Raw genomic sequence first — 24,486 nt, forward strand, 5'->3', positions numbered from 1 at the left:
AGTCCGGTGTCAGCGCAGCCAGGCGGCGGTGTTCGGCGGCAGCGTCGGGCCCACCGGGTCGCTGCTGATCAGCACCTCTCCGGCCGGGAGCGGCACCGCCTCCGAGCCCGCGTTGAGCAGCACCCGCAGGTCGCCCCGACGGATCTCGAGCAGGTCGCCGGTGACGGTCGCCGTCGCCGCGTCGCCGGCGCCGGACAGGTGCTCGCGGCGCGCGGCCAGCGCCCGGCGGTAGAACGACAGCGTCGAGTCGGGGTCGGCGGCCTGCGCGGCCACCGTGAGCCCGGCCCAGTCCTCGGGCTGCGGGATCCACGGCTGGCCCGTCCCGCCGAAGCCGTACGGCGGCGCGTCGCCCGACCAGGGCATCGGCACCCGGCAGCCGTCCCGGCCGGGCTTGCCGGTGCGGAACCAGGACGGGTCCTGGCGGGCCTCCGGCGGCACGTCCACCTGCTCCAGGCCGAGCTCCTCGCCCTGGTAGAGGTACGCCGAGCCGGGCAGTGCCAGCATCGTCAACGTCGCGGCGCGGCCCCGGGCCAGGCCGACCTCGCCGCCGCCGTACCGCGTCGGGTGCCGCTCCACGTCGTGGTTCGAGAGCACCCAGGTGGGCAGCGCGTCGGCGGCGGCGACCGCCTCCAGCGAGCTGTTGACGACCTGGGCGAACTCCTGCGCCGACCAGGGTGTGCCCAGCCAGCCGAAGTTGAACGCCTGGTGCAGCTCGTCGGGGCGGATGAAGTGCGCCATCGACTCCGAGGTCTGCGTCCAGGCCTCCGCGACCGCCATCCGGTCGCCCGGGTAGCCGTCCAGCACCCGGCGCCAGCGGCGGTAGACCTCGTGCACCTCGGGCTGCTCCCACATCGGCTCGTCGCGCAGCGTGCGCTCGACCATCGACCGCTGCTGGTCCGGCGCGGGCTCCGCCGGCTCCGCTCCGGTCGGGTCGGCGTCGGTGGCGTCGGCGTCGGTGGCGTCAGCGTCGGTGGCGTCGGCGTGGTCGACCGGGGTCGGGGTCGGCGGCGGCTCGGGGCGCACCTGGTCGCGCAGCGACTCCTCCTTGTACATGCCGTGCGCGACGTCGACGCGGAACCCGTCCACGCCGCGGTCCAGCCAGCAGCGCAGCACGTCCTCGAACATGTCGCCGACCTCGGGGTTGCGCCAGTCGAGGTCGGGCTGGGAGGAGTCGAACAGGTGCAGGTACCACTGGCCCGGCGTGCCGTCGGCCTCGGTGACCCGGGTCCAGGCCGGGCCGCCGAAGATCGACTCCCAGTTGTTCGGCGGCTCCTCGCCGTCCGGGCCCTTGCCGTCGCGGAACAGGTACCGGGCCCGCTCGGGCGATCCCGGCGGCGCGGCCAGCGCGGCCTGGAACCAGGCGTGCGCCGAGGACGTGTGGTTGGGCACCAGGTCGACGATCACGCGCAGTCCCAGCTCGTGGGCGCGGGCGAGCAACGCGTCGAAGTCCGCGAGGTCGCCGAAGAGCGGGTCGACGTCGGTGTAGTCGGCGACGTCGTACCCGTGGTCGGCCTGCGGGGAGGTGTAGAAGGGGGTGATCCACAGCGCGTCGACGCCCAGGTCGCGCAGGTGGGGCAGGCGGTGGGTGATCCCGGGCAGGTCGCCGATGCCGTCGCCGCCGCCCTGGTCCTCGGCGGGGAAGCAGTCGGCGAAGCTCCGGACGTAGACCTGGTAGACGACGGCCTCGCGCCACCAGGGCGCGGCCGTGGAGGTGGTGGTCATCTGAACTCCTGGGGGTCGATCGTGATCCACACGTGTTCCGCGGTGGCGACCACCTCGTCGCCCGGTCCGTACAGCGTGGCAGCCGTGTGCAACTTGCGGCCATCGATATCCCGCTGCTCGCCGACCACCACGTAGCGCTCCCGGGTGGACGGCAGCCGGTGCACCACGGCCGTCATCGTGCCCAGCACGGCCGGCCGGTCCAGCAGGTCGGTCGACCAGCCGCCCGGGCAGTCCATCGCCGCCCAGGCGATCGGGAGCGTCGACTCGTACGGCGTCCAGGTCGCCGCGACCGTCCGGTTCTCCCTGCTCCGCGCCGCGCCGGGGGAGAGCGGCCCCGGGAAGATCCGCAGGCCGTCGCCCGGTCGCCGCTGCGGTCCGCAGACGAAGCAGGTGGGGAACGGGTGGGCCCGGAGACCGGCGTACCGCTCCTCCGCGTCCGCTGCCTCCAGCACCCCCACGGGCGGCACCGGTACCAGCTCGCGCTCGCTGAGGACCGCCTCGGCGACCGTGCGCCCCTCGTCGGCGAGGACCAGGTGCGGCGCCGCACCCGCGCCGGGCTGCAGCGAGAGCGGCACCTCGAGCGGCGGCGGCAGCTTGAGCCGCACCGTGACCGGGTGGTCGTCGGCCACCGCCGGCAGGGCGTCGGCGAGCGCTCCGGCGGTCCAACCGCCGTTGCCGGAGCGGGGCGGACCGTGGAAGCGGCGGGAGATCACGAGGTGCGTCACGCAGCCACTCTCTCATCGGCTGAAACGGAGTGCCCCCAGATCGTTTTTTGACCCATTCCAATGACAGAATGACCGCGTGAGCGACCTGATCGACACCACCGAGATGTACCTCCGCACGATCTACGAGCTGATCGAGGAGGGGATCGTCCCCCTGCGTGCGCGGATCGCCGAGCGTCTGCACCAGAGCGGCCCCACGGTCTCCCAGACCGTGGCCCGGATGGAGCGTGACGGCCTGCTCACCGTCGAGGGCGACCGCCACCTCGAGCTGACCGAGGAGGGCCACCGCCTGGCCACCCGCGTGATGCGCAAGCACCGCCTCGCCGAGCGGCTGCTCACCGACGTGATCGGCCTGGAGTGGGAGCTGGTCCACGAGGAGGCCTGCCGCTGGGAGCACGTCATCTCCGAGACCGTCGAGCGCCGCCTGATCGAGCTCCTCGGCCAGCCCACCGAGTCCCCCTACGGCAACCCCATCCCGGGCCTGGACGAGCTCGGCCAGGAGCGCGTCGCCGAGGACTTCATGGCCGACGTCGAGCCGCTCTCCAAGGCCGCCGGCCCCGACTCCGCCCGTGCGCTGGTGCGCCGCATCTCGGAGGAGATGCAGAAGGACGAGGTGCTGATGAGCGCGATGCGCCGGGTCGGCGCGCTGCCGGACCAGACCGTCACCATCCAGGCGACCCAGGACGGCGTGCTGGTCGGCGCCGGCGGCGAGACCGCCGAGATCTTCCACGAGGCCGCGGAGCACATCTTCGTCAAGAAGCTCTGACCTGTCAGACGCGACGATCGGCGAGGGCGGTCAGCCACTCGCTGGTCCCGGCCTCCACCTTGTACGTCGCCAGGTCGTCGCCGCGGGTCGTGCCCCGGTTGACGATCACCACCGGCACGCCGAGTCGCGCCGCGCGGCGCACGAACCGCAGCCCGCTCATCACCGTCAGGCTCGAGCCGGCCACCAGCAGCGCGCCGCCGGCCTCGGCCAGCGCGTCGACGGCGGCGTAGCAGCGGGCGACCCGCTCCTTGGGCACGTTCTCGCCGAAGAAGACGACGTCGGGCTTCAGCGCCCCGCCGCAGTCGGCGCAGCCCGGCACCACGAACGACGCCGTCTCCTCCAGGTCCACGTCGCCGTCGGGCCGGTCCGCGACGGCCCCGTGGGCCTCCGCCCAGCCCGGGTTGGCCGCGGTCAGCCGCTCGTGCAGCGCGTGCCGGGACGTCGTACGGCGGCAGCCCAGGCAGACCACGTCGGCGATCCGGCCGTGCAGGGCGACCAGGCGCGGGGTGCCGGCCGCCTCGTGCAGCCCGTCCACGTTCTGGGTGATCACCAGCTCGGCGCCGAGCGCCGCGACGGCCCGGTGGCCGGGGTTCGGGTCGGCGCGCCGCATCCGCGACCAGCCGAGGTGGCTGCGGGCCCAGTACCGCTGCCGCGCCGCGGGTCCGGAGGTGAACTCCCCGTAGGTCATCGGCATCCGCGACGGCGCGCCCGGCCCGCGGTAGTCGGGGATCCCCGAGTCGGTGGAGAGCCCGGCGCCGGTGAGCGCGACCAGCGGCCGGTCGGCGAGCAGGTCCAGCGCGCGGCGGGACCCGGCGTCGACGGCGTCGGGGACGGACGCGGTGCTCACCGCCCCAGCGTACGTGGCGCTCGGAGGGCGCCTGCCTAGTCCTCGAGCAGCGGCACGAACAGGTACCGGCCGTGCCGGGTCACCGCCCGGCCCGCGTCGGTGCGGGTCACCCGGAGCATCTCGCCGGCCACCGGCACGACGAGCGTCGCGCCGACCGCCAGCTGGTCGACCAGCGCGTCCGGCAGCTCGCCGGCGTCGGCGGAGACCAGGATCCGGTCGTACGGCGCCCGCTCCGGCACCCCGAGCACGCCGGGCCGGGCCGGCTGCACCGACGCCTGCGGGTAGCGGTCGCCGAGGCTGGCCCGGGCGGCGGTGACCAGCTCGGGCAGCCGCTCCACGGCGACCACCTCGCCGTCGGGGCCGACCAGGTGCGCCAGGAGCGCGGTGGTCCAGCCCGACCCGGAGCCGACGTCGAGGACCCGCATCCCCGGGTGGACGTCGAGCAGCTCCAGCATGTCCCGCACGGTGGAGGGCTGGGAGTTGGTGACCGCGTGGCCGATGTCGAGCGGACGGTCATCGTCGGCGAACCGGCGCTGTCGCGCGGGCAGGAAGTCGCGGCGCGGGACCGCGAGGAACGCGTCCGCGACCCGCTGCGTCCGGCCCGGCCGTCTCCAGCCAGGGGTCTCCGGCTCAGCCATACCGCAGCCGCGCCCGCTCCCGGGCCTTGGCGGCCTCCACCTCGCGGTTCTTCGGCGGCGCGGCGCTGACCAGGTCCTCGAGCAGGTGCTGGGTGACGTGGGCGATCTCGTGCACGGCACGGTCGAACGCCTCGGCGTTGGCCTGCGAGGGCTTGGTGGTCCCGGCGACCTTGCGCACGTACTGGAGCGCCGCCGCGTGGACCTCCTCGGAGGTGGCCGGCGGCTCGAAGTTGTGGAGCGTCCTGATGTTCCGGCACATGCCTGCGAGCCTACGTCGCGTCGCGGGTCAGAGGTCGAGGAAGCGGACGTCCTCGCCGGTCACCAGCACCACCCGGCCGCCGCCCACCGGCACCGTGCGGACCAGGTCGACGTCGTCGCCGTACTCGACCCGGGTCGTGGTCTCCGGGTGCAGCCGCCCGCCGGCCACGCGCAGGACCACCAGGTCCGCCGTGCGGGTCCGGCGCCAGCGCTGGACGACGGCGAGCGCGGTGCGGTGCTCCTGCACCCAGGTGAAGGCGCGCGGGTCCTCGCCGGCCACCGCCTCGGTGCCGGTGCCGAAGGAGCGCACGTCGAGGCGCCGTGGGTCGGTCAGGTCGGTGACGGCGAACAGGCCGGCCTGTGCGCCCCACCGGCGCCCCTCGCCAGGACCGCTGCCGACCCCGATCAGGCGGTGCGGGCCCAGCGGGTGCAGGTAGGCGGAGAAGCCGGGGATCTTCAGCTCCCCGAGCTTCCGCGGGTGGCTGACATCGCTCAGGTCGACCGCGTAGAGCGGGTCGATCCGCCGGAAGGTGACCAGCAGCGCGACGTCGTCGAACCAGCGCACCGCCTTGAGGTCCTCGCCGACGCCCAGTCGGTCCAGGCGGCCGACCTCCGCGAGCCGCCCCCCGCTGCGGCGCAGCGTGACCACCGAGGTGAAGTCGCCGGTCTCCTGCGTCGGCTCGACGGCGACCCGGAGCACGCCGCCGGCCTCGTCCATCGACCACCGGTCCGCGATCCGGCCCTCGACGTCGCCGGAGGCGACATGGCGGGCCCGGGTGCCGTCGAGCGCGAAGTCGAAGAGGTACGACGTGCCGTCGTCGCTGGAGCCGCACGCGCCCGCCGCGCAGTCGCCCTCCCACATCCAGCCCCACGGGGTGCTGGGCGGGCTGGCGGCCAGGTAGAGGTGGTCGGCGGACTCGTAGGCGACGTCGGTGGCGCCGGCCAGCCCGACGGCGTCCACGTCGGTGGGGTCGTCGGGGCGGAAGCCGACGACGGCGACCGTGCCCAGGGCGACCGCGGAGGTCGGCACCGCGACGTCGGTGCACTCCAGCAGCGGGCGCGCGCCGTCCTCGCCGTCCGTGCCGGCGGCGGTCGTCATCGTCGGCAGCCAGTCCTCGATCGTGGTGCGCTCGACCAGCCGCCGGTTCGCGTCGAGTGCCGCCTTCGCCCGTAGCCGCCGCCCGGGGTGCCGGAAGTCCAGGTCGGGCAGGCCGGCGGAGAGCACCAGCCGGACAGCGACGTCGGCGCCGGTGCCGTGCTGGCGCGCCGAGACGAGCTCCGCGCCGTACGCCACGTCGTCGACGACCGCCGGGTGCGCCGGGTCCGAGACGTCCACCGTCAGCACCCGGCTGCCGCGGTGCGATCCGTCGTCGGCCCGCGGCGAGCGGGTGTCCGCGCCGAGCGCGACCACGGTGTCGCCGGCCAGCAGCAGCTCGGGCTCCTCGACGCCCGGCAGCAGCAGGCCGCCGCGCTCCACGACCCGGGGCCCGGAGACGTCGTACACGACCAGCTCCTCGCCCCGGACCCGGACCAGCAGCGCGCCGTCGGTCTTGACGGCGTCGGGCTCGTCGACGGCCATCTCCTGCACGTTGGTCCCGGTCGCGCTGCTGCGCTGCCGCGTGGTGGCAGGAGCGCTGGAGAGCTGCTTCTGGACGCGGGCGGCGCCGGTGACGCCGTCGTCGGCGGTCCAGAAGGGGCCGTACGGCCTGCGGTCCGTCCGCCATCCCCGGGCCGTGACGCGTCGCAGCGCCCGGTCGACGTAGCGGGCGAGCAGGTCCTCGCAGGACGCCTCCGGCGTCAGGTCGGCCGCGAAGGCGACCGGAGAGGGTGCGGGCGCGGGCGCCGACCCGGGCCCCACCCCGGTCCGGCGCCCCGCTCCCTCCGCAGGACCGCCGCCGGCCCACCACCCGACCGCGAAGGCGCCGGCGACGGTGACGGCCACCGCGGCGGCGATCGCGCTCCGCGGGCGGCGCGCCCAGCGCCGTACCGGCGTCCCGAACGTCCCCATGCTCGGCTCCTCCTGGTCGTGGCGGCCGTGGTCGGCCGGCGGTCCTGGGGCTGTGACGCGTGACCGCCCGGACCGGTTCCCCTCGGCGCGGAACCACCGATCTGCCACGATGCGGTGCATGGCTTCCGGCTCCCACGCGCGCGACCGCGCCCATGACCTGGTCCTCCTCGGCGCCACCGGCTTCACCGGCGGGCTGGTCGCCGACTACCTGGCCGCGCACGCCCCGGAGGGGTTCGCCTGGGCGCTGGCCGGCCGCAACCGCGACAAGCTGGAGCGGGTGCGGGAGCGGCTGGTCGCCGACCACCCCGACCGCGCGGCGCTGGCCGACCTGCCGCTGCTGGTCGTCGACTCCGCCGACCCCGTCGGCCTCGCCGACCTGGCGGGCTCGACCCGGGTGGTCGCGACCACCGTCGGGCCGTACCAGCAGCACGGCGCCCCGCTGGTCGAGGCGTGCGCGACCGCCGGCACCGACTACGTCGACATCACCGGCGAGCCCGAGTTCGTGGACCGGATGTACGTCGAGCACCACGCGACCGCGGTGGCCAGCGGCGCCCGGATCGTGCACGCCTGCGGCTTCGACTCCATCCCGCACGACCTCGGCGCGTACTTCACGGTCCGACGGCTGGCCGAGGCCTGCGGCGGCACCATCACCGACCCGGTCCGGATGACCGGCGCGGTCCGCGCGGGGGCCGCCTTCTCCGGCGGCACGTTCCACTCCGCGATCGGCGCCTTCTCCCGCGCCAAGCAGATGAAGGAGGCCTCAGCGGCCCGGCGTCGCGTGGAGCCGCGGCCCGAGGGGCGTCGCAGCAGGCCGTCCGGCGGCAAGCCGTGCCGCGACGCCGACCTCGGCTACTGGCTGCTTCCGATGCCGACGCTCGACCCGTTCGTGGTGGCGCGCTCGGGCGCCGCGCTGGCGTCGTACGGCCCCGACTTCCGCTACTCGCACTTCGCCGGAGCCAAGACCCTGCGGTACGCCGTGGGCGGGGCGCTCGGCGTCGGCGCGCTCGCGCTCGGCGCGCAGGTCCCGCCGGTCCGGGCGTTCCTGCTGGACCGGATCCCGCAGGGGGAGGGGCCGAGCGCGTCGCGGCGCGAGAAGTCCTGGTTCACCGTCGACTTCGTCGCCGAGACGGTCCCCGACGCCGGTGGGGTGCCGGTGAAGGTGCGGACCCGCGTCTCCGGGGGCGACCCCGGCTACACCGAGACCGCGAAGATGCTGGCGGAGTCGGCGATGTGCCTGGCGCTGGACGACCTCCCCGAGACCGCGGGCCAGGTGACCACCGCGACCGCGATGGGCGACGCGCTGCTGGCGCGGTTGCAGGCCGCGGGGATGGTGTTCGAGGTCCGCGAGGTCGTGGCGGCGGTTCAGACCGGGTAGATCGGCAGCGAGCGCCGCTCCTCGAACGCGAACCCGGCGCCGGTGCTGAAGCGGGTGACCGCGACGGCGCCGTCCTCCGCGGCCGGCTCCTCGCGCCGGACGACCGTGGCGGACCATCCCTCGGTGCCGTCGGTCAGCGGCGTCACCTCCACGTCGAGGTGCGGGTCGAGGGCCCTGACGATGGCCTGCAGCGGACCGGCGTGGGCGGGGTCGACCAGCCAGATCCAGGCGCGGTCGTCGTCGGCCGGGCCGCGGCGGACCTCCAGCCGGTCGCCCACGACCTGCGCCGGCACGTACGCCGACGGGTTGACCAGCGGGTGCAGCGCGAGCAGCCGCAGCGCGCCCTCCTCGGTCGCCGGCAGGCGCAGGGCGCGGGCCAGCCGCTCGGCGGCGATCCCGGCGACCCCGGTCAGCTGCTTGCGGCGGATCCGCAGCAGGTCCTCCTCGGTCGCCGCGCGCTTCCCGACGGCGAGCGCGAAGGCCTGGTCGAGCAGGTGCATCTGCAGGCAGACCTCGTCCGCGATCCGGGCCAGCGCCGAGCGCGAGAACGCGGCGAAGTCGAGGTCGGAGACGAGCGGGCCGGCGTAGTCGGCCGCGCCCTCCTCGGCCGACCCGCTGGGCTCGATCGGCTCCAGCTCCAGGGTCGCCGCGCGGGTCGACCCGACCACCGAGAGTGCCGGGATCCCGGCGACCGGCGGGTGGGCCGGGTCGATGATCACCGTCCACGCGCAGTGCGGGTGCCGGTCGGCCGGCGTCCGTGGCGGCCGGTGGATCGGGCGGACCTGGGCGCGCGGGTTGGAGGCGACCGCGGTGGCATCGAAGGTCGGGTCCTCGATGTCGTGGCACATCGACCGCACGTAGTCCTCGCCCATCGGCTCCACGTCCATCAGCGCGCCGCAGTGGTCGAGGTGGAACTCGCCGTGGTGCGGGTCGTGCACGGTGTAGCGGAAGTCCATGAACTGCGGCGGCGCGCCGATGTCGAGCTGGAGACCCTTGAAGATGGTGACCACGTCGCCCTGACCCGGCACCTGGGGCGCGTACCCCAGCGCGCGCTGCATCCGCCGCGTGTAGATCGGGGAGGACGCGGCCCACTCCTCGATCGCGATCTGCGCCATCTCCTCGCGCCCGAACGCCGAGATGCACCACGCCATGCCCGAGCGGTCGATGAGCTGCCCGATCAGCAGCAGCTCCGGTACGACGGCGGCGAGCTCCTCGCGGGTCAGGTCGGCGTACCTGCTCGGCACCCGCGAACCCGCCCGCGTCGCCGGCCCCGCCGCTGTCGCCTCGGTCATCGATTCTCCTCGTGAGCGCTTGCCAGATCGCTGGAACGAGTTCTAGTTTAGACACGTGTCCAGTCAGGTGACCAGCCCCGATCCCGCCGCCGCGGCCCGTGCGACCGCGCCCCGGCAGCAGCTCAAGCCGCGCCAGGCGGAAACGGTGCAGAAGCTCCTCGACGCGGGGCTCGAACAGCTCGCCGAGGTCGGTGCCGAGGCGCTGACCGTGCGCCAGGTGGCGGTGCGCGCCGGGGTCTCGCCGGCGACCGCCTACACCTACTTCTCCTCCAAGGGCCACCTGGTCGCCGAGATCTTCTGGCAGCGGCTGGTCGCGCACGGGGCCGACCACGAGCTGGCCGGCGCGACCGCGATCGAGCGGGTGCAGTCGGTGACCCGGTCGCTGACCCAGATGCTCGAGGAGGCCCCGCACCTCGCCGCCGGCGCCACGGCGGCGCTGCTCGGCGGCGACCCCGACGTGGACCGGCTCCGGCTGCGGATCGGTGCGCTCTTCGTCGAGCGCTTCGAGGAGGCGCTCGGCGACGACCGCACGCCGGGCCGGGTCGAGGCGCTGGTCCTCGCCTTCTCCGGCGCGCTGCTCCAGGCCGGCATGGGTCTGATCACGTACGCCGACCTGGGGGACCGCCTGGACGCGGTGGTCGCCACCATCCTGGAGGGGACCACCCGATGAGCGCTCCGTCGCCGGCCGGGGTCGCCGACGCGCTGCGGTTCGACCCCTACGACTACGACTTCCACGAGGACCCGTACCCGCTCTACCGGCGGCTGCGCGACGAGGAGCCCGTCCACCACGCGACCCAGGACGACCTGTGGGTGGTCTCCCGGCACGCCGACGTGTTCGAGGTGCTGCGCGACGACGAGACCTTCTCCAACCGGATGGGCGTCTCGCTCGACGCCAGCGCGTGGAGCAGGGACGCGCACCGGGTGATGTCGTTCCTCGCCCTCGACGGCGCCGAGCAGAACCGGATCCGCAAGCTGGTCTCGGCCGCCTTCACCCCGCGCCGGGTCCGCGAGCTGACCCCGCAGATCCAGGCACTCACCGAGCAGTACCTGGCCCGCACCTTCGCGGCGAACGCCGGGGCCGGGGAGGCCGACTGGATCGGCGAGTTCGCCGGCAAGCTCCCGATGGACGTCATCTCCGAGATGATGGGCGTGCCCGAGGCCGACCGCGACGAGGTCCGCCGCCTGGCCGACCTGCTGGTCCACCGCGAGGCGGGGGTGCGCGACGTGCCGCCGGCCGGCATGGAGGCCGCGATCGCGATCTTCACCTACCTGAGCGAGATGGTCGTCCAGCGCCGCAGGGCCGCGACCGACGACCTGACCTCGGCGCTGATCCAGGCCGAGGTCGACGGCGACCACCTCAAGGACCACGAGGTGATCGCGTTCCTGCTGCTGATGATCGTGGCCGGCAACGAGACCACCACCAAGCTGCTCGGCAACGCGCTCTTCCACCTCTCCGCCCACCCCGACCAGCGCGCGCGGGTCCTGGCCGCGCCGGACGACCCCGGCTCGCTGGTCGTCCCGTGGGTCGAGGAGACGCTGCGCTTCGACACCTCCAGCCAGATGCTGGCCCGCTACGTCGTCCGCGACGCCGAGGTCGCCGGGGTCACCATCCCGGCCGGCGCGAAGGCGCTGGTGCTGCTCGGCTCGGCCAACCGCGACGAGCGGGTCTTCACCGAGCCCACCCGCTTCGACATCGGCCGCGACAAGGCCGAGCTCGGTCAGAGCCTGAGCTTCGGCACCGGCCGGCACTTCTGCCTCGGCGCGAACCTGGCCCGACTGGAGGCGCGGGTGGTGCTGGAGGAGCTGGTCCGCCGCGTCGAGCACTTCGAGGTGCACGCCGACCGTGCGGTCCGGGTGCACTCCACCAGCGTGCGCGGCTTCGCGCACCTGCCGGTCACGTTCACCGAGCGGACCGGTGGTTGAGATGCGGCCGCTGGTTGAGGTGCGAGGCCGCCCGCGGCCGAGCCTCGAAACCACGGCGCCGGCTGCCTCGGTTTCGAGGCTCGCTTCGCTCGCGCCTCAACCAGCGGCAGCGGCAGTGGCCCTTCAACCAGCGGCAGCGGCAGTGGCCCTTCAACCAGCGGCAAAGGAGTCCTGATGGGCAGGTACGACCACCCCGAGCGCCGCCCGGCGGTGATCGCCGGCGCCTCGTCGGGGATCGGCGCGGAGACCGCGCAGGCGCTGGCCGCCGCCGGCTTCCCGGTCGCGCTGGGGGCGCGCCGGGTGGACCGGATCGAGGAGCTGGCCGCCACCATCCGCTCCGCCGGCGGTGAGGCGGTGGCCCACCCGCTCGACGTGGCCGACGACGGGAGCGTCGCCGACTTCGCCGCCAAGGTCGCCGCCGACCTCGGCGACGTGGAGGTGGTGGTCTCCAACGCCGGGCTGCTCGGCCCCGGGGCGCTGGCCGAGATCGACACCGACCGGCTGGCCCGCGAGCTCGACGTCAACCTGCTCGGCCCGCACCGGCTGATCCGCGCGTTCGTGCCCGGGATGGTCGAGCGCGCCCGCGGCGACATCGTCTTCGTCTCCTCCGACACCGCCGTGCGGGCCCGCCCGTTCATGGGCGGCTACAGCGCCAGCAAGGCCGGCCTCGAGGGCCTGGTCGGCTCGCTGCAGATGGAGCTGGAGGGCACCGGCGTCCGGGCCTCGGTGGTCCGGCCGGGCCCGACCTGGAGCGAGATGGGCATGGACTGGGACCCGGACGCCGCGGCGAAGGTCCTCAACGAGTGGGTCAAGTGGGGCCACGCCCGGCACTCCCACTTCCTCAAGGCCAGGGCCATCGCCGACGCGATCACCACCGTCGTCAGCGCCCCGCGCGGGGTCCACATCAGCCCCGTCGACGTCAACCCCGAGGCGCCCGTGGACACGTCCACGACGAAGGAGCAGCAGGCATGAGCACCACCGCAGCCGAGCGCCTCGCGGCCATCCCCGAGGTCTCGTTCACCCTCGACGACCAGGACCCGGCCGTCCCGGAGATCATCCGGGGCACCGGCCACCTGCCGGAGATGCGCGTCGACCCGATCGCGCTGTTCCAGCGGGTGCGCGACGAGTGCGGCGACATCGGCCGGTTCCGGCTGGCCGACAAGGACGTCGTCCTGGTCACCGGCGCGGAGGCCAACGAGGCCTTCTTCCGCGCGCCCGACGAGGTGCTCGACCAGGCCGCGGCGTACCCCTTCATGACCCCGATCTTCGGCAAGGGCGTCGTCTTCGACGCCTCCCCGGAGGAGCGCCAGCAGATGCTGAAGAACCAGGCGCTGCGCGGCGACATGATGCGCGGCCACGCGCAGACCATCGAGGCCGAGATCCGTCGGATGGTGGCCGACTGGGGCGACGAGGGCGAGATCGACCTGCTCGATTTCTTCGCCGAGCTGACCATCTACACCACCTCCGCGTGCCTGATCGGCAAGCCGTTCCGCGAGGAGCTCGACGTCCGGTTCGCCGAGACCTACCACCAGCTCGAGCGCGGCACCGACGCGATCGCCTACGTCGACCCGTACGCCGACATCGACTCCTTCGCGGACCGCGACGCCGCCCGGGAGAAGCTCGTCTCGCTGGTCCAGGCGATCATCGACCGCCGCACGGAGCGGGGGCCGGTCCCCAAGGAGGACCGCGACCTGCTCGACGTGCTGATCTCGATCGACATGTCGGCCGACTACATCACCGGGATCTTCATCTCGATGATGTTCGCCGGGCACCACACCTCCTCGGGCACCGCGTCGTGGGCGATGATCGAGCTGCTCCGGCACCCGGAGGTGATGGCCGACGTCGTCGCCGAGCTCGACGCGCTGTACGCCCCGGCCGCCGACGGCACCGCGCCCGAGGTCTCCTTCCAGGCGCTGCGCTCGATCCCGGTGCTGGAGGCCGCGCTGAAGGAGACGCTGCGGCTGCACCCGCCGCTGATCATCCTGATGCGCCTGGTCCGCGAGGACTTCGAGCTGCTCGGCCACACCATCCCGGCCGGCACCCTGATCGCCGCCTCGCCGAAGGTGTCGAACCGGATCGAGGAGGACTTCCCGCAGGCCGAGGAGTTCGACCCGGGCCGCTACATCGACCCGCGCCAGGAGGACCTGCAGAACCGGTGGACCTGGATCCCGTTCGGAGCCGGCAAGCACCGCTGCGTCGGCAACGCCTTCGCGATGATGCAGATGAAGGCGATCTTCTCCGTCGTCCTGCGCGACTTCACCTTCGAGGCCTCCCAGCCGCTGGAGTCCTACCAGGACGACTGCTCGAAGATGGTCATCCAGCTGGCCCGGCCCGCCAAGGTCCGGTACCGGCGGCGGGGTCTCGGGGCCCGCTCCGCTCGCACCTCAACCACCGGAGGCGAGTGATGGGTTTCCGCGTGGTCGCCGACACCGGCATCTGCCAGGGGCACCAGCTGTGCCAGGGCGAGGCGCCCGACGTCTTCGGCTTCGACGAGGCCGCCGACGTGGTCGTCGTCCTCGACGAGCACCCCGACGAGTCGCTCCGCGCCGACGTCACCCAGGCCGTCAAGTACTGCCCCGCCTTCGCCCTGTCGATCGAAGAGGATTGAGGAGTTCCATGAGTGAGCAGCAGGCCCCGCCGTCGAGCCAGCCGTTGAGCCGCGCCGAGATCGAGGAGTTCTGGGCCACCTGGCTCCAGGTCAACCGCGACGTCGAGGCCACCGGCGACTGGCGGCCGATGGCGGAGTGGTACGCCGAGGACGCGACGTACGGCTGGATGTACGCCCCCGACGAGCACTTCATGGCCGTCGGGAGGGACCAGATCCGCGACTGGGCGATCGGCATCGAGATGGACGGCCTGGACGGCTGGCACTACGACTACGTCTGCACGATGATCGACGAGCAGAAGTCGATGGTGCTCGGCTTCTGGAAGCAGCGCTCGGGGATCCTCGACGACGCCGGCAAGGAGTACGAGATCCTCGGCATCGGCGGCTCCTGGTTCGGGCTCAAGCGGGTCACCGAGGGTGCCGACGCCGGCACGATCAAGATCGACTGGCAGCGCGACTGGTTCGACATGCCGTCGACCGCGCACACCTTCGTGGAGATCATCAAGGCCGGCAAGGCGCCGGACACCCTGCTGAAGCGGATGTCGGTCGCCGGGCACGGGGTGCCCGGTCACTACCACCACGCGGACCTCCCCTCCACGGTCTGGCCGCCGCCGGTCGAGCGGGGCGACTACGTCACCCAGGCCCCGGCACCCGCCCCGTCCGCCGAGGTCGAGGGGGCCGGGGCATGACCGCGTTCGACGCCCTCCCCGCTGCGCAGCAGCTGATCGGCGGCAAGCTCGTCGGCGCCTCCGACGGCGCGTCGTACCCGATCCTCAACCCGGCCGACGGCACCGAGATCGGTCGGGCCCCCGACGGCACCGCCGCCGACATGGACGCCGCGATCGCGGCCGCCCGGAAGGCCTTCGACGAGACCGACTGGTCGACCGACCGCGAGCTGCGGGTGCGCTGCCTGCGCCAGCTCCACCAGGCGCTGCTCGACGAGGCCGACGCCTTCCGTGCGCTGACCACGGCCGAGGTGGGGATGCCGAGCTTCATGATGACCGCGGCCGGCTTCGACGTGCCGGTCGACGGGCTGAAGTGGGTCACCGACCTCGCCGAGGGCTACGAGTTCGAGTCCGACCTCGGCGTCGCCTCGCCGATGGGGATCCCCTCGCGGCGCACGGTGCGACGCGAGCCGGTCGGCGTGGTCGGCGCGATCACCCCGTGGAACGTGCCCACCCAGATCAACCTGGCCAAGATCGGCCCGGCGTTGGCCGCCGGCTGCACCGTGGTGCTCAAGCCGGCCCCGGACACCCCGTGGGTCGCCGCGGAGCTCGGCCGCCTGGTCGCCGAGCACACCGACATGCCGGCGGGGGTCTTCAACGTGGTCACCCCGCGCTCGAACGACGTGGCGGCGATGCTGACCACCGACCCGCGCGTCGACATGGTCTCCTTCACCGGCTCCACGGCCGTCGGCAAGGCGATCATGGCGGCCGCGGCACCGACCCTGAAGAAGGTCTTCCTCGAGCTCGGCGGCAAGTCCGCGGCGATCGCGCTCGACGACGCCGACGTGGCCGCGGTGGCCGGCGGCACCGCCTTCGCGGCCTGCATCCACGCCGGCCAGGGCTGCGCGATCACCACCCGGCTGATCGTGCCCCGCGAGAAGTACGACGAGGCGGTGCAGGTCGCCGCCGCGACCATGGAGTCGATCGGGATCAAGGACCCGGCCGACCCCGGCGCGATCTGCGGGCCCGTGATCTCCGCCGTGCAGCGCGAGCGGGTGGCGGCGTACTTCGACGTGGCGCTGGCCGAGGGCGGCAGCTTCGCCACCGGCGGCGCGGTCGTCGACCGGCCCGGCAACTGGGTGCAGCCCACCGTCGTCGCGGGGCTGGACAACACCTCGCGCCTGGCCCAGGAGGAGATCTTCGGACCGGTGCTGGTGGTGATCCCGCACGACGGCGACGACGACGCGGTGCGGATCGCCAACGAGTCGCCGTACGGGCTCTCCGGCTCGGTCGACTCGGGCTCGCTGGAGCGGGCCAGGGCGGTCGCGGCCCGGATCCGCACCGGGACGCTCGCGGTCAACGGCGGGGTCTGGTTCAGCCCGGACGCGCCGTTCGGCGGCTACAAGCAGTCGGGCATCGGCCGCGAGATGGGGGTGGCCGGGTTCGAGGAGTACCTGGAGACGAAGACGATCGCCGAGCCTGCGTGAGCCGGTGCGGGGATCACCGGTGAACCGGTGATCCCTGCGCGTCTGGGGGGTTGCAACCCCCCAAGCGCGCAAGTTTCACCGGTTCACCGGTGATTCCGACAACGCGTCAAGCACCACAACCGAGCATCCACAAGGAGCACCATGCGTTTCGAGAACAAGGTCGTCGTGGTCACCGGCGCCGCCCAGGGCATCGGCGAGGCCTACGCCCGGGCGCTGGCCGCCGAGGGTGCCAGCGTCGTCGTGGCCGACCTCAACGAGGAGGCGGGCGCGAAGGTCGCCGCGAGCATCAACGAGGGCGGCGGCCGGGCGATCTTCGTGGCCTGCGACGTCTCCTCCGCCGAGTCGGCCGGGGCGCTTGTCGAGCGGACCGTCGAGGAGCTCGGCGGCATCGACCACCTGGTCAACAACGCCGCGATCTACGGGGCGATGGAGTTCAACCTGCTGATCGCCGTCGACTGGGACTACTACCGGAAGTTCATGTCGGTGAACCTGGACGGGGCGCTGGTGATGACGCGCGCGGTCTACCCAGAGATCGCGAAGCGCGGCGGGGGAGCGATCGTCAACCAGTCCAGCACCGCGGCGTACCTGTACTCGGGCTTCTACGGCCTGGCCAAGGCCGGGATCAACAGCCTCACCCAGCAGCTCGCCCACGAGCTCGGCGGCCAGCGGATCCGCGTCAACGCGATCGCGCCGGGCCCCACCGCCACCGAGGCGACCAAGGTCCAGGCCGGCGACGCCGCGATGGACATCGTCAGGAACCAGCTGGCGCTCAAGCGGATGGGATCGGTCGACGACATGGTCGGCGCCTGCCTGTTCCTGCTGTCCGACGACGCCTCCTGGGTGACCGGCCAGATCCTGGCGGTCGACGGCGGCCAGACCTTCCGGCTCTGAGTCGGCGACGAGAGACGAAGGATCATCAGGTGGGCAAGTTCGACGACCTCCCCGAGTCCCGCCGTCGCGGGCTGGAGAAGATGGAGGAGGTCTACGGGTTCGAGATGACCGACGGCGAGGGCGACTTCTTCCGCTACACCGCCGAGCACCTCTTCGGCGACATCTGGCAGCGCCCCGGCCTCTCGACCCGGGACCGCCGGCTGTTCCTGATCGGGATGCTGGTCGGCCAGCGCGCCGACGACGTCCTGGGCATCCAGGTGCCCGCGGCGCTGGCCAACGAGGAGCTGGACGAGCAGGCGCTGCGCGAGCTGGTGATCCTCGCCTGCCACTACGACGGGTGGCCCAACGGCTCCCGCATGAACTCGGTCGTCGAGGACGCCATCGCCAAGGCCGCCCGGGCCCGGGCGAAGGCCGAGCGGGAGGCCGAGCGGGAGGCCGAGCGGGAGGCCGAGCGGGAGGCCGAGCGGGAGGCCGAGCGGGAGTCTGAGCGGGAGGCCTGAGCGGGCGTTCGGGTGGACGAATTCGACGGTTTACCTGTCTGAAACAGTTCAACCTGGCTACCGTCCCCCGATCGGAGGGTCCCGGGGAGGCCGACCTGAGGGAGGTCAGCCGTCGGGACCGCAGACGCAGCGCGCGCTCGGGGCGCGGTTCTGGGGGGAACAGGTTTGCGGACGAGTGCTGCCCGAGGGCGTGGTGAGCGCGGGTCGATCGCGGTGATGACCGCGCTCCTGATGAGCGTGATCATGGTCGCGACGGCGCTGACGGTCGACCTCGGCGTGCAGCGGGTGCTCCGCTCCGACCTGCAGGCTCTCGTGGACGCGGTCGCGCTCGACCTCTCCCGCGAGCTGACGGGCGGTCCGGTCGTGTCCTACCTGCCCTCGGACCTGGCGGCGTTGGACGGTGCGGTCGCGGCGAGCGTGGCCCGCAACCGGGCGGTCGCCGGCGGGGCCGTGAACCGGGCCGACGTGGACTGGAGCTTCGTGGTCCGCGATCGGGTCACCGGCCGCTACCGGACCGCGGCGTCGGCGGAGGTCCCGACGGGGGTGCAGGTCACCGCCGCCGCGAGCATCGACCTCGCGTTCGACGGGTTCACGGGGGTGGACGCCGCCGGCGCGGTCCGGTCCGCGGTGGCGTCGACCACTCGGCGCGCCTGCCTGCTGGTCGGCTCGTACGTCGAGGAGTTCCGGTCGGGGGAGTCCTGGGTGCTGGACCCGGTCCTCGGCGGCCTGCTCGGCACGGAGGTCGGCACGTCGTTCCTCGACCCCGACAACGGGTTGGTGGGGGTGGACATCTCGTTGTTCGAGCTGATCGACGCGATCGGGCCGCTGCTCGCCGTGGACGTGGACGCGATGTCGTTCGACGAGATCCTGGGCACCCAGATCAGCGTCGGCAACCTGGTGCTGGCCACCCAGCACGTCCTCGAGCGCGAGTCCGGGCTGACCTCGGAGCTCGACCTGCTCCGTCAGCTCTGGGGTGGGATCCAGCTGAACCTGCCCCACGTCGACATCACGCTGGGTGAGCTGTTCGAGCTGGACACCGCCGCGGAGGCCGCGGTCGACGTCACCGTGAACGTCTTCGACCTGCTCACCGGTGCCCTGGTCGTGGCCAACGGCAACCGGGTGATCGACCTCCCGAGCGGTGTGACGCTGCCGCTGCCGATCGGGGCCGGCGGCGGTCGGCTCGTCGACATGACGGCGCGGCTCACCGTCGGACAGCGGCCGGTGCTGAGCTGTGACGGGACGGCCAGCAGCTCGCAGCGGGTCATCGAGCTGCGCGGCGACATCGTGAACCTCGACCTCGGCGGACTGATCCGGGTGCGGACCCCGATCACCGTGCGGCTCACCCTCGGCGACGCCCGGGCGAGCGTCCGCGACGTCGCCTGCCTGCCCTCCGGTGCCGTCCGGGTCAGTACGGCGGTGACGAGCGCGATGGTCGGCATCGACATCAGGCTCGGGCAGCGCGCCGGCGAGCCGTCGTCGCCGAAGATGCGGGTCGCGCTCCTCGACGTCGGCCTCCCGCGGTGGGACGGGGTCGAGGTCATCTCCGGCACGATCGCGCTGACCAGCGGTGCCGTGGCGAACCGCCCCGTCGTCCTGCACGACTTCGACGTCCCTCGCGACGACTACTCGGCGGTCCTCGACATCGCGCCCCGCGGCGTCGGCCTGCCGGCGGTCGGCCTGGCGTTCAACGACCTCGCCCTGCTCGGGGGCCTGGGGCCGCTCAGCACGCTGCTGAGGATCCTGAACGTCACCGACCTCCTCCAGACCACCGTCAACCTGATCCTCGACGGGCTCGTCAACCCGCTCGTCGCGTCGATCGACACCTGGCTGATGGCGCCGCTGATGGCGGCGTTCGGAGTGTCCGCTGCCGGCGGCACGGTCCAGGTCGCTCCCGGGGTGGACTGCGGCGTACCGCGGCTGATCGGCTAGCGCGCGGCGAATGCCGGTAAAGCATCACCAGTTTTGGTGATGTGCCTGGCCGGGCTCCGTTAGCCTGCATCCGACGAGGCCTCGTGGGGGCCGGCGGCCGACGGCGGTCGCGGCTGGGGCCGGACTGGGCGGAGCGGGTTCGGGGCCGCGCCGCAACGGGGGGAACATGCTTCGGCGACTGCGTATTCGACGACGCCGCGCGGACGAGCGCGGTGCCGTGGCGGTGATGGTGGCCATCCTGCTCAGCGTGCTGCTGCTCGCGGCGGCGATGACTGTCGACCTCGGTACCCAGCGCGCCCTGCGCTCCGACCTGCAGGGCCTGGTCGACATCGTCGCCATGGACCTCTCCCGCAGCCTGACCGGCGGCGCCACGAACAGCTACTCGGCCTCCGCGATCGCGGCGATCGACGCCGAGAAGGTCGCCAGCGTCAACCGGAACAAGGACATGGTCGGCGGCGCGGTGCCCCCCTCGGAGCTCTCCTGGACCTTCGTCCTCAAGGACCCCACCACCAACGAGTACCGGGTCGCCGGCGCGACCGAGACGCCGACCGCGATCAAGGTCGCCGGCCGCGCCGACGTCGGGTTCGCGTTCTCCGGGATCACCGGCGTCGCCGAGGGACAGTCTCGTCGGGTCGGGATCGCCGCCAGCACCAAGCGCGCCTGCGTCCGCGTCCGCTCCTACGTCAAGGAGTGGAACATCAGCAACTCCTGGCTCGGCCAGGCGCTCGGTGGGCTGATGAAGACCCCCGCCGGCGAGGACGTCATCGTCATGTTCTTCGACACCGAGACCGGGATGCTCGACCTCAACCCGCCGATCGGGGACGTCGTGGACGCACTCGACGCGCTCGTCGCGCAGGACCTCGCCGGCATGAGCGGCACCGCGCTGTCCAGCACCACCGTCACGCTCGACGTCTTCCTGCAGGCGGCCACCTCGGTCGTGCAGGCCCACGGCACCGCCGCGCAGGTGGCGCTGATGACGAACCTTCGCTCGGGGATCGACCCGGCCAAGGTGACCGGCGGGGTCCGGCTCGGTGACGTGATCGACTTCGGCGTCGACAAGACCGCCGCGCTGACCATGCCGATCAACATCGCCGACCTGGTCTCGGCCGCGCTGGTCTCGGCGACCGGCACCGACTCGCTGGCCTACAGCGACCTGTCCGGACTCTCACCGACGCTGCCCGACGGGCCCCAGTCGATGGGCATCACCACGAAGCTCTCGATCGCCCAGAAGCCCGTGATCAGCTGCAGCGGCAACGCCAACAGCTCGCAGATGACGTTCCTGCTCTCCGGGACCCTGCCCACCATCCCGTTCTGGTACCTCGGCGTCTGGTACTACCTGTCCGCGCCGATCTCGATCACCGTGGACACCGCCAACCTGAAGGTGGTCACCAAGAACGTGACCTGCCTCCCCGACGGCACCAAGCGCGTCTACCTCGACGTGGACAGCAGCCTGTTCGACATCGACATCTACATCGGGAAGAGCCCCGACGTCCCCGGCTCCAAGGACTTCAAGTTCTACGGCAACCTCTTCACCCTCGCCACGGGGACGATCCACCTGTTCCCCACCGGCGCGGTCAACCGCACCACGCTCAGCACCTACATCGACATCAAGGGCAACGACTACACGCCCGAGATCTCGATCAAGCCCGAGGGCCTCGGCTTCCCGACGATGGGCTACCAGTCGAACATCTCCAGCATCTACGGCAGCGCCTACGCCGACTTCGTCGGCCAGTCGATCACCAAGGTCTACAACGCGCTGTCCTCCGGCATCGACCAGTGGCTCCTGCAGCCGCTCCTGAACGCCATGGGCGCGACGTTCGGCGGCGGCAGCGTGCGGCTGGTCCCGACCGTGGACTGCGGCACCCCGCGGCTCGTCGGCTGAGCCGAGCCCGGCGGCCTCGGGGCCACCGATCTTCGCCCCGCCGACGTGGCGCACGTCACGATGCGGCAGGGTGGAGCCCATGCCTGACGCAGTGCTCCCGCCCATCGACGGCCCGGTCCCGGCGCCGCTCGAGCCGATCCAGCTCGACGGGCTGCTCGACGTACCGGACGCCTCCGTGGCCGCCGCGGAGGCCGGTCGGGGGCTGCGGATCTGGGCGCTGGCCACCGACGCCGTCGACGCCGGGGACCTGGACCAGGCGCGCCGTTGGTTCGATGACGCCGAGCGTGCGCAGGCCTCCTCCTTCGTCCGCGCCGAGCTGCGCCACTCCTACGAGATCGCCCACGGGATGGCCCGCCGGATCGTCGGCGCGGTGCTCGACCGCGACCCCGGTGACGTCGTCTGGGACCGCCACGACTGCCCGCGCTGCGGCGAGCCCCACGGCCGGCCCCGGGTGGAGGACGCGGCGGACGCCGGCGTCGAGTTCTCCCTGGCCCACACCCCGGGGATGGTGCTGCTGGCCGTCGCCCACGGCCCGGTCGGCGTCGACGTCGAGCACTACCCGGCGGCCGGGGGCCTCAGCGGCCTGACCGGCGTGCTGCACCCGGACGAGGCGGCCGAGGTGGAGAAGGCCGAGGACCCCGACGAGGCCGTCGCCCGGTTCACCCGTGCCTGGACCCGCACCGAGGCCTACCTCAAGGGCGTCGGGATCGGCTTGGGCCGCGACCCGCACCTCGACTACCTCGGCACCGACAGCGCGCCCGTGCGGCTGCTCGAGGGCTGGCGGATCCAGGACGTACGGGTCCCGCGCGGGTACGGCGCGGCCGTCGCGACCCGCGACCTGTCGTGACCTGCCCCTGACGAGACCTGCCCCTGACGAGACCTGCCCCTGACGAGACCCGGCCTGACCTGCACTAGCCTCGGTGCGTGAGATCGGCCCGGTCGTCGCTCGGCCACCTGCTGCGGCTGGAGCTGAGGCACCCCGCCCAGGCGGTCGTGCTGGCGTTCGCCGCCGCGGTCCTGGTCGGCACCCTGCTGCTGGCGCTCCCGATAGCGAAGGCCGGGCCGACCGGATCGGCCGGACTGACCACCGCGCTCTTCACCGCGACCAGCGCCGTGTGCGTCACCGGGCTGACCGTGGTCGACACCCCGAGCTACTGGTCCGGCTTCGGGGAGGGCGTGATCCTCGGGCTGATCCAGGTCGGCGGGTTCGGCATCATGACGTTCGCCTCGCTGCTCGGGATGCTGATCTTCCGCCGACTGGGCCTGCGCTCGCGGATGACCGCGGCCACCGAGACCAAGGCGACCGGTCTGGGCGAGGTGCGCCGGGTGCTCCGCGGCGTCATCGCCATCAGCGTCGTGTTCGAGGCGGTCACGGCGCTCGCCCTGACCCTCCGGTTCGCGCTCGGGTACGACGAGCCCTGGGGGCGGGCGACCTACCACGGGGTCTTCCACGCGGTCTCGGCGTTCAACAACGCGGGGTTCGCGCTGTACAGCGACAGCCTGGTCCGCTTCGTCACCGACCCCTGGATCTGCCTGCCGATCGCGTTCGCGGTGATCGCCGGCGGCCTCGGCTTCCCGGTCTGGGTGGAGCTGGCCCGGCGCTACCACCGCCCCCGGTCCTGGAGCATGCACACCCGGATGACGCTCTCGGCCAGTGCGCTGCTGCTGGTGGCCGGCATGGTCTTCGTGACCGCGAACGAGTGGTCCAACCCGGCGACGCTGGGCTCCCTGGACCCGCCCGGTCGGGTGCTGGCCGGGTTCTTCCACTCGGTGATGCCCCGCACCGCGGGCTTCAACAGCATCGACTACGGCGGCGCACGCGACGCCACGCTGCTGGTCACCGAGATCCTGATGTTCATCGGCGGCGGCTCCGCCGGCACCGCGGGCGGGATCAAGGTGACCACCTTCGTGCTGCTCTTCTTCGTCATCTACGCCGAGGTGCGGGGCGAGCAGAACGTGGAGGCGTTCGACCGCCGGGTCGACGACCGCGCGATCCGCCAGGCGCTCAGCGTGGCCCTGCTGGCCGTCGGTGCCGTGGCGATGGCGACCCTCGCGCTGCTCGAGCTCTCCGACCTCGGCACCCGCGACGTGCTCTTCGAGGCCGTCTCGGCGTTCGCCACCGTCGGGCTCTCCACCGGGATCACCGCCCAGCTGTCCACCCCGGCGCAGCTGGTGCTGGTGGTCCTCATGTTCGTGGGCCGGCTCGGCCCGGTCACCCTGGTCTCCGCGCTCGCGCTCCGCGACCGCCGCAGGCTGCACCGACTCCCGGAAGGACGTCCGATCATTGGCTAGGTCATTGGGCAGGAAGCGCGACGACGCCGTCGTGGTGATCGGCCTCGGGCGGTTCGGCCGCTCGCTGGCGCTGGAGCTGATGCAGAACGGCACCGAGGTCCTCGCGATCGACTCCGACCCGCGCCTGGTGCAGGCGCTGGCGGGCCGCGTCACGCACGTGGTGGAGGCCGACGCCACCGACGAGGAGGCGATGCGCCAGCTCTCGGTCGGCGAGTTCGACCGGGTCGTGATCGGCGTCGGCACCGACCTCGAGGCGAGCATCCTCGCCGCCTCGGTGGTGCTGGGGCTGGGCGTCCCCGACGTCTGGGCGAAGGCGATCAGCAAGGCCCATGCCCGGATCCTCAGCCAGATCGGCGTGCACCACGTGGTCCGCCCCGAGCACGACATGGGGCGCCGGGTGGCGCACCTCGTGCTCGGCCGGATGATGGACTACATCGAGTTCGACGACGGCTACGCGTTCGTGCGCACCACGGCGCCCCGGTTCCTCCATGGCCGCAGCCTCGCCGGCTTCGGCGTGCGGGCGTCGTACGGCGTGACCGTGGTCGGCGTGAAGGCGCGCGGCCAGGAGTTCACCTACGCCACCGGCGAGACGGTGCTGCGGCCCGGCGACGAGATCATCGTCTCGGGGCCCCGGGAGCGGGTCGAGGCGTTCAGCGCGCTGGAGTGAACGGTCCCGGCACGGCC

General features: G+C 73.0%; 23 protein-coding genes. 16 read left to right on the forward strand and 7 right to left on the reverse strand.

Going from position 1 to position 24,486, the window contains the following annotated elements; genetic code table 11:
- Positions 1-9: 9 nt before the first annotated feature.
- The gene (locus E8D34_RS04525) at positions 10-1,722 is read right to left on the reverse strand and encodes a glycoside hydrolase family 13 protein (protein ID WP_136593424.1); all 1,713 of its coding nucleotides are present in this window, start codon (positions 1,720-1,722) and stop codon (positions 10-12) included.
- Positions 1,719-2,447 carry a hypothetical protein gene (locus E8D34_RS04530; RefSeq protein ID WP_136593425.1) on the reverse strand — a complete coding sequence of 243 codons (729 nt, stop codon included), beginning with the start codon at positions 2,445-2,447 and terminating at the stop codon, positions 1,719-1,721. The genes E8D34_RS04525 and E8D34_RS04530 overlap by 4 nt, the downstream gene beginning before the upstream one ends.
- Positions 2,448-2,523: 76 nt before the next feature.
- Between E8D34_RS04530 and E8D34_RS04535 the strand changes: the two genes are divergently transcribed.
- The gene (locus E8D34_RS04535; RefSeq protein WP_136593426.1) at positions 2,524-3,210 is read left to right on the forward strand and encodes a metal-dependent transcriptional regulator; all 687 of its coding nucleotides are present in this window, start codon (positions 2,524-2,526) and stop codon (positions 3,208-3,210) included.
- A 4-nt stretch (positions 3,211-3,214) separates the two neighbouring features.
- Here the strand turns inward: E8D34_RS04535 and E8D34_RS04540 are convergent, their stop codons facing one another.
- From E8D34_RS04540 to E8D34_RS04555, 4 genes are read right to left on the reverse strand one after another with little or no spacing between them, the layout of a single operon-like run.
- Positions 3,215-4,057 carry a Sir2 family NAD-dependent protein deacetylase gene (locus tag E8D34_RS04540; RefSeq protein WP_136593427.1) on the reverse strand — a complete coding sequence of 281 codons (843 nt, stop codon included), beginning with the start codon at positions 4,055-4,057 and terminating at the stop codon, positions 3,215-3,217.
- Positions 4,058-4,092: 35 nt separating this feature from the next.
- Positions 4,093-4,695, reverse strand: coding sequence for a methyltransferase domain-containing protein (locus tag E8D34_RS04545; protein ID WP_136593428.1), 603 nt, complete (start codon positions 4,693-4,695; stop codon positions 4,093-4,095).
- Positions 4,688-4,954: a DUF2277 domain-containing protein gene (locus E8D34_RS04550; RefSeq protein WP_136593429.1), complete on the reverse strand. Its 267-nt coding sequence runs from the start codon at positions 4,952-4,954 to the stop codon at positions 4,688-4,690. Before E8D34_RS04550 ends, E8D34_RS04545 begins: the two co-directional genes overlap by 8 nt.
- 27 nt (positions 4,955-4,981) lie before the next feature.
- Positions 4,982-6,961: a beta-propeller domain-containing protein gene (locus E8D34_RS04555; protein ID WP_168929329.1), complete on the reverse strand. Its 1,980-nt coding sequence runs from the start codon at positions 6,959-6,961 to the stop codon at positions 4,982-4,984.
- Positions 6,962-7,079: 118 nt separating this feature from the next.
- Between E8D34_RS04555 and E8D34_RS04560 the strand changes: the two genes are divergently transcribed.
- Positions 7,080-8,336 (forward strand): saccharopine dehydrogenase NADP-binding domain-containing protein, encoded by a 1,257-nt coding sequence (locus E8D34_RS04560; RefSeq protein WP_136593431.1) that lies wholly within the window; start codon positions 7,080-7,082, stop codon positions 8,334-8,336.
- Here the strand turns inward: E8D34_RS04560 and E8D34_RS04565 are convergent.
- Complete coding sequence (locus tag E8D34_RS04565) at positions 8,324-9,628, reverse strand: hypothetical protein (RefSeq protein ID WP_168929330.1); 1,305 nt, start codon at positions 9,626-9,628, stop codon at positions 8,324-8,326. The genes E8D34_RS04560 and E8D34_RS04565 overlap by 13 nt on opposite strands.
- 55 nt (positions 9,629-9,683) lie before the next feature.
- Between E8D34_RS04565 and E8D34_RS04570 the strand changes: the two genes are divergently transcribed.
- From E8D34_RS04570 to E8D34_RS04635, 14 genes are all read left to right on the forward strand, one after another.
- Positions 9,684-10,298 carry a TetR/AcrR family transcriptional regulator gene (locus tag E8D34_RS04570; protein ID WP_206056555.1) on the forward strand — a complete coding sequence of 205 codons (615 nt, stop codon included), beginning with the start codon at positions 9,684-9,686 and terminating at the stop codon, positions 10,296-10,298.
- Entirely contained in the window at positions 10,295-11,551 is a 1,257-nt protein-coding gene (locus E8D34_RS04575; RefSeq protein ID WP_136593432.1) for a cytochrome P450, read from the forward strand. The genes E8D34_RS04570 and E8D34_RS04575 overlap by 4 nt, the downstream gene beginning before the upstream one ends.
- A gap of 174 nt (positions 11,552-11,725) precedes the next feature.
- Positions 11,726-12,523, forward strand: a complete 798-nt coding sequence (locus E8D34_RS04580; RefSeq protein ID WP_136593433.1) for an SDR family oxidoreductase — start codon at positions 11,726-11,728, stop codon at positions 12,521-12,523.
- Positions 12,520-13,956, forward strand: a complete 1,437-nt coding sequence (locus tag E8D34_RS04585) for a cytochrome P450 (protein WP_136593434.1) — start codon at positions 12,520-12,522, stop codon at positions 13,954-13,956. The genes E8D34_RS04580 and E8D34_RS04585 overlap by 4 nt, the downstream gene beginning before the upstream one ends.
- Positions 13,956-14,159 (forward strand): ferredoxin, encoded by a 204-nt coding sequence (locus E8D34_RS04590; protein ID WP_136593435.1) that lies wholly within the window; start codon positions 13,956-13,958, stop codon positions 14,157-14,159. The genes E8D34_RS04585 and E8D34_RS04590 overlap by 1 nt, the downstream gene beginning before the upstream one ends.
- 8 nt (positions 14,160-14,167) lie before the next feature.
- A complete protein-coding gene (locus tag E8D34_RS04595; protein ID WP_206056556.1) occupies positions 14,168-14,845 on the forward strand; it encodes a nuclear transport factor 2 family protein in 678 nt (225 codons plus the stop codon).
- Positions 14,842-16,308 carry an aldehyde dehydrogenase gene (locus E8D34_RS04600; protein WP_136593436.1) on the forward strand — a complete coding sequence of 489 codons (1,467 nt, stop codon included), beginning with the start codon at positions 14,842-14,844 and terminating at the stop codon, positions 16,306-16,308. The genes E8D34_RS04595 and E8D34_RS04600 overlap by 4 nt, the downstream gene beginning before the upstream one ends.
- A gap of 141 nt (positions 16,309-16,449) precedes the next feature.
- Complete coding sequence (locus tag E8D34_RS04605) at positions 16,450-17,199, forward strand: SDR family oxidoreductase (protein ID WP_136593437.1); 750 nt, start codon at positions 16,450-16,452, stop codon at positions 17,197-17,199.
- A gap of 29 nt (positions 17,200-17,228) precedes the next feature.
- Complete coding sequence (locus E8D34_RS04610) at positions 17,229-17,699, forward strand: carboxymuconolactone decarboxylase family protein (RefSeq protein ID WP_240771105.1); 471 nt, start codon at positions 17,229-17,231, stop codon at positions 17,697-17,699.
- 216 nt (positions 17,700-17,915) lie between these two features.
- Entirely contained in the window at positions 17,916-19,628 is a 1,713-nt protein-coding gene (locus E8D34_RS04615) for a hypothetical protein (protein WP_136593438.1), read from the forward strand.
- Positions 19,629-19,794: 166 nt separating this feature from the next.
- On the forward strand, positions 19,795-21,510 hold the full coding sequence (locus tag E8D34_RS04620; protein ID WP_136593439.1) for a hypothetical protein: 1,716 nt from the start codon (positions 19,795-19,797) through the stop codon (positions 21,508-21,510).
- Between the two features lie 79 nt (positions 21,511-21,589).
- A complete protein-coding gene (locus tag E8D34_RS04625; protein ID WP_136593440.1) occupies positions 21,590-22,357 on the forward strand; it encodes a 4'-phosphopantetheinyl transferase superfamily protein in 768 nt (255 codons plus the stop codon).
- 77 nt (positions 22,358-22,434) lie between these two features.
- Positions 22,435-23,802 (forward strand): potassium transporter TrkG, encoded by a 1,368-nt coding sequence (locus E8D34_RS04630; protein ID WP_240771106.1) that lies wholly within the window; start codon positions 22,435-22,437, stop codon positions 23,800-23,802.
- A gap of 4 nt (positions 23,803-23,806) precedes the next feature.
- The gene (locus tag E8D34_RS04635) at positions 23,807-24,469 is read left to right on the forward strand and encodes a TrkA family potassium uptake protein (protein WP_240771107.1); all 663 of its coding nucleotides are present in this window, start codon (positions 23,807-23,809) and stop codon (positions 24,467-24,469) included.
- Positions 24,470-24,486 lie beyond the last annotated feature (17 nt).

The organism is Nocardioides sp. GY 10113 (assembly GCF_004919105.1).
Lineage (GTDB): Bacteria > Actinomycetota > Actinomycetes > Propionibacteriales > Nocardioidaceae > Nocardioides.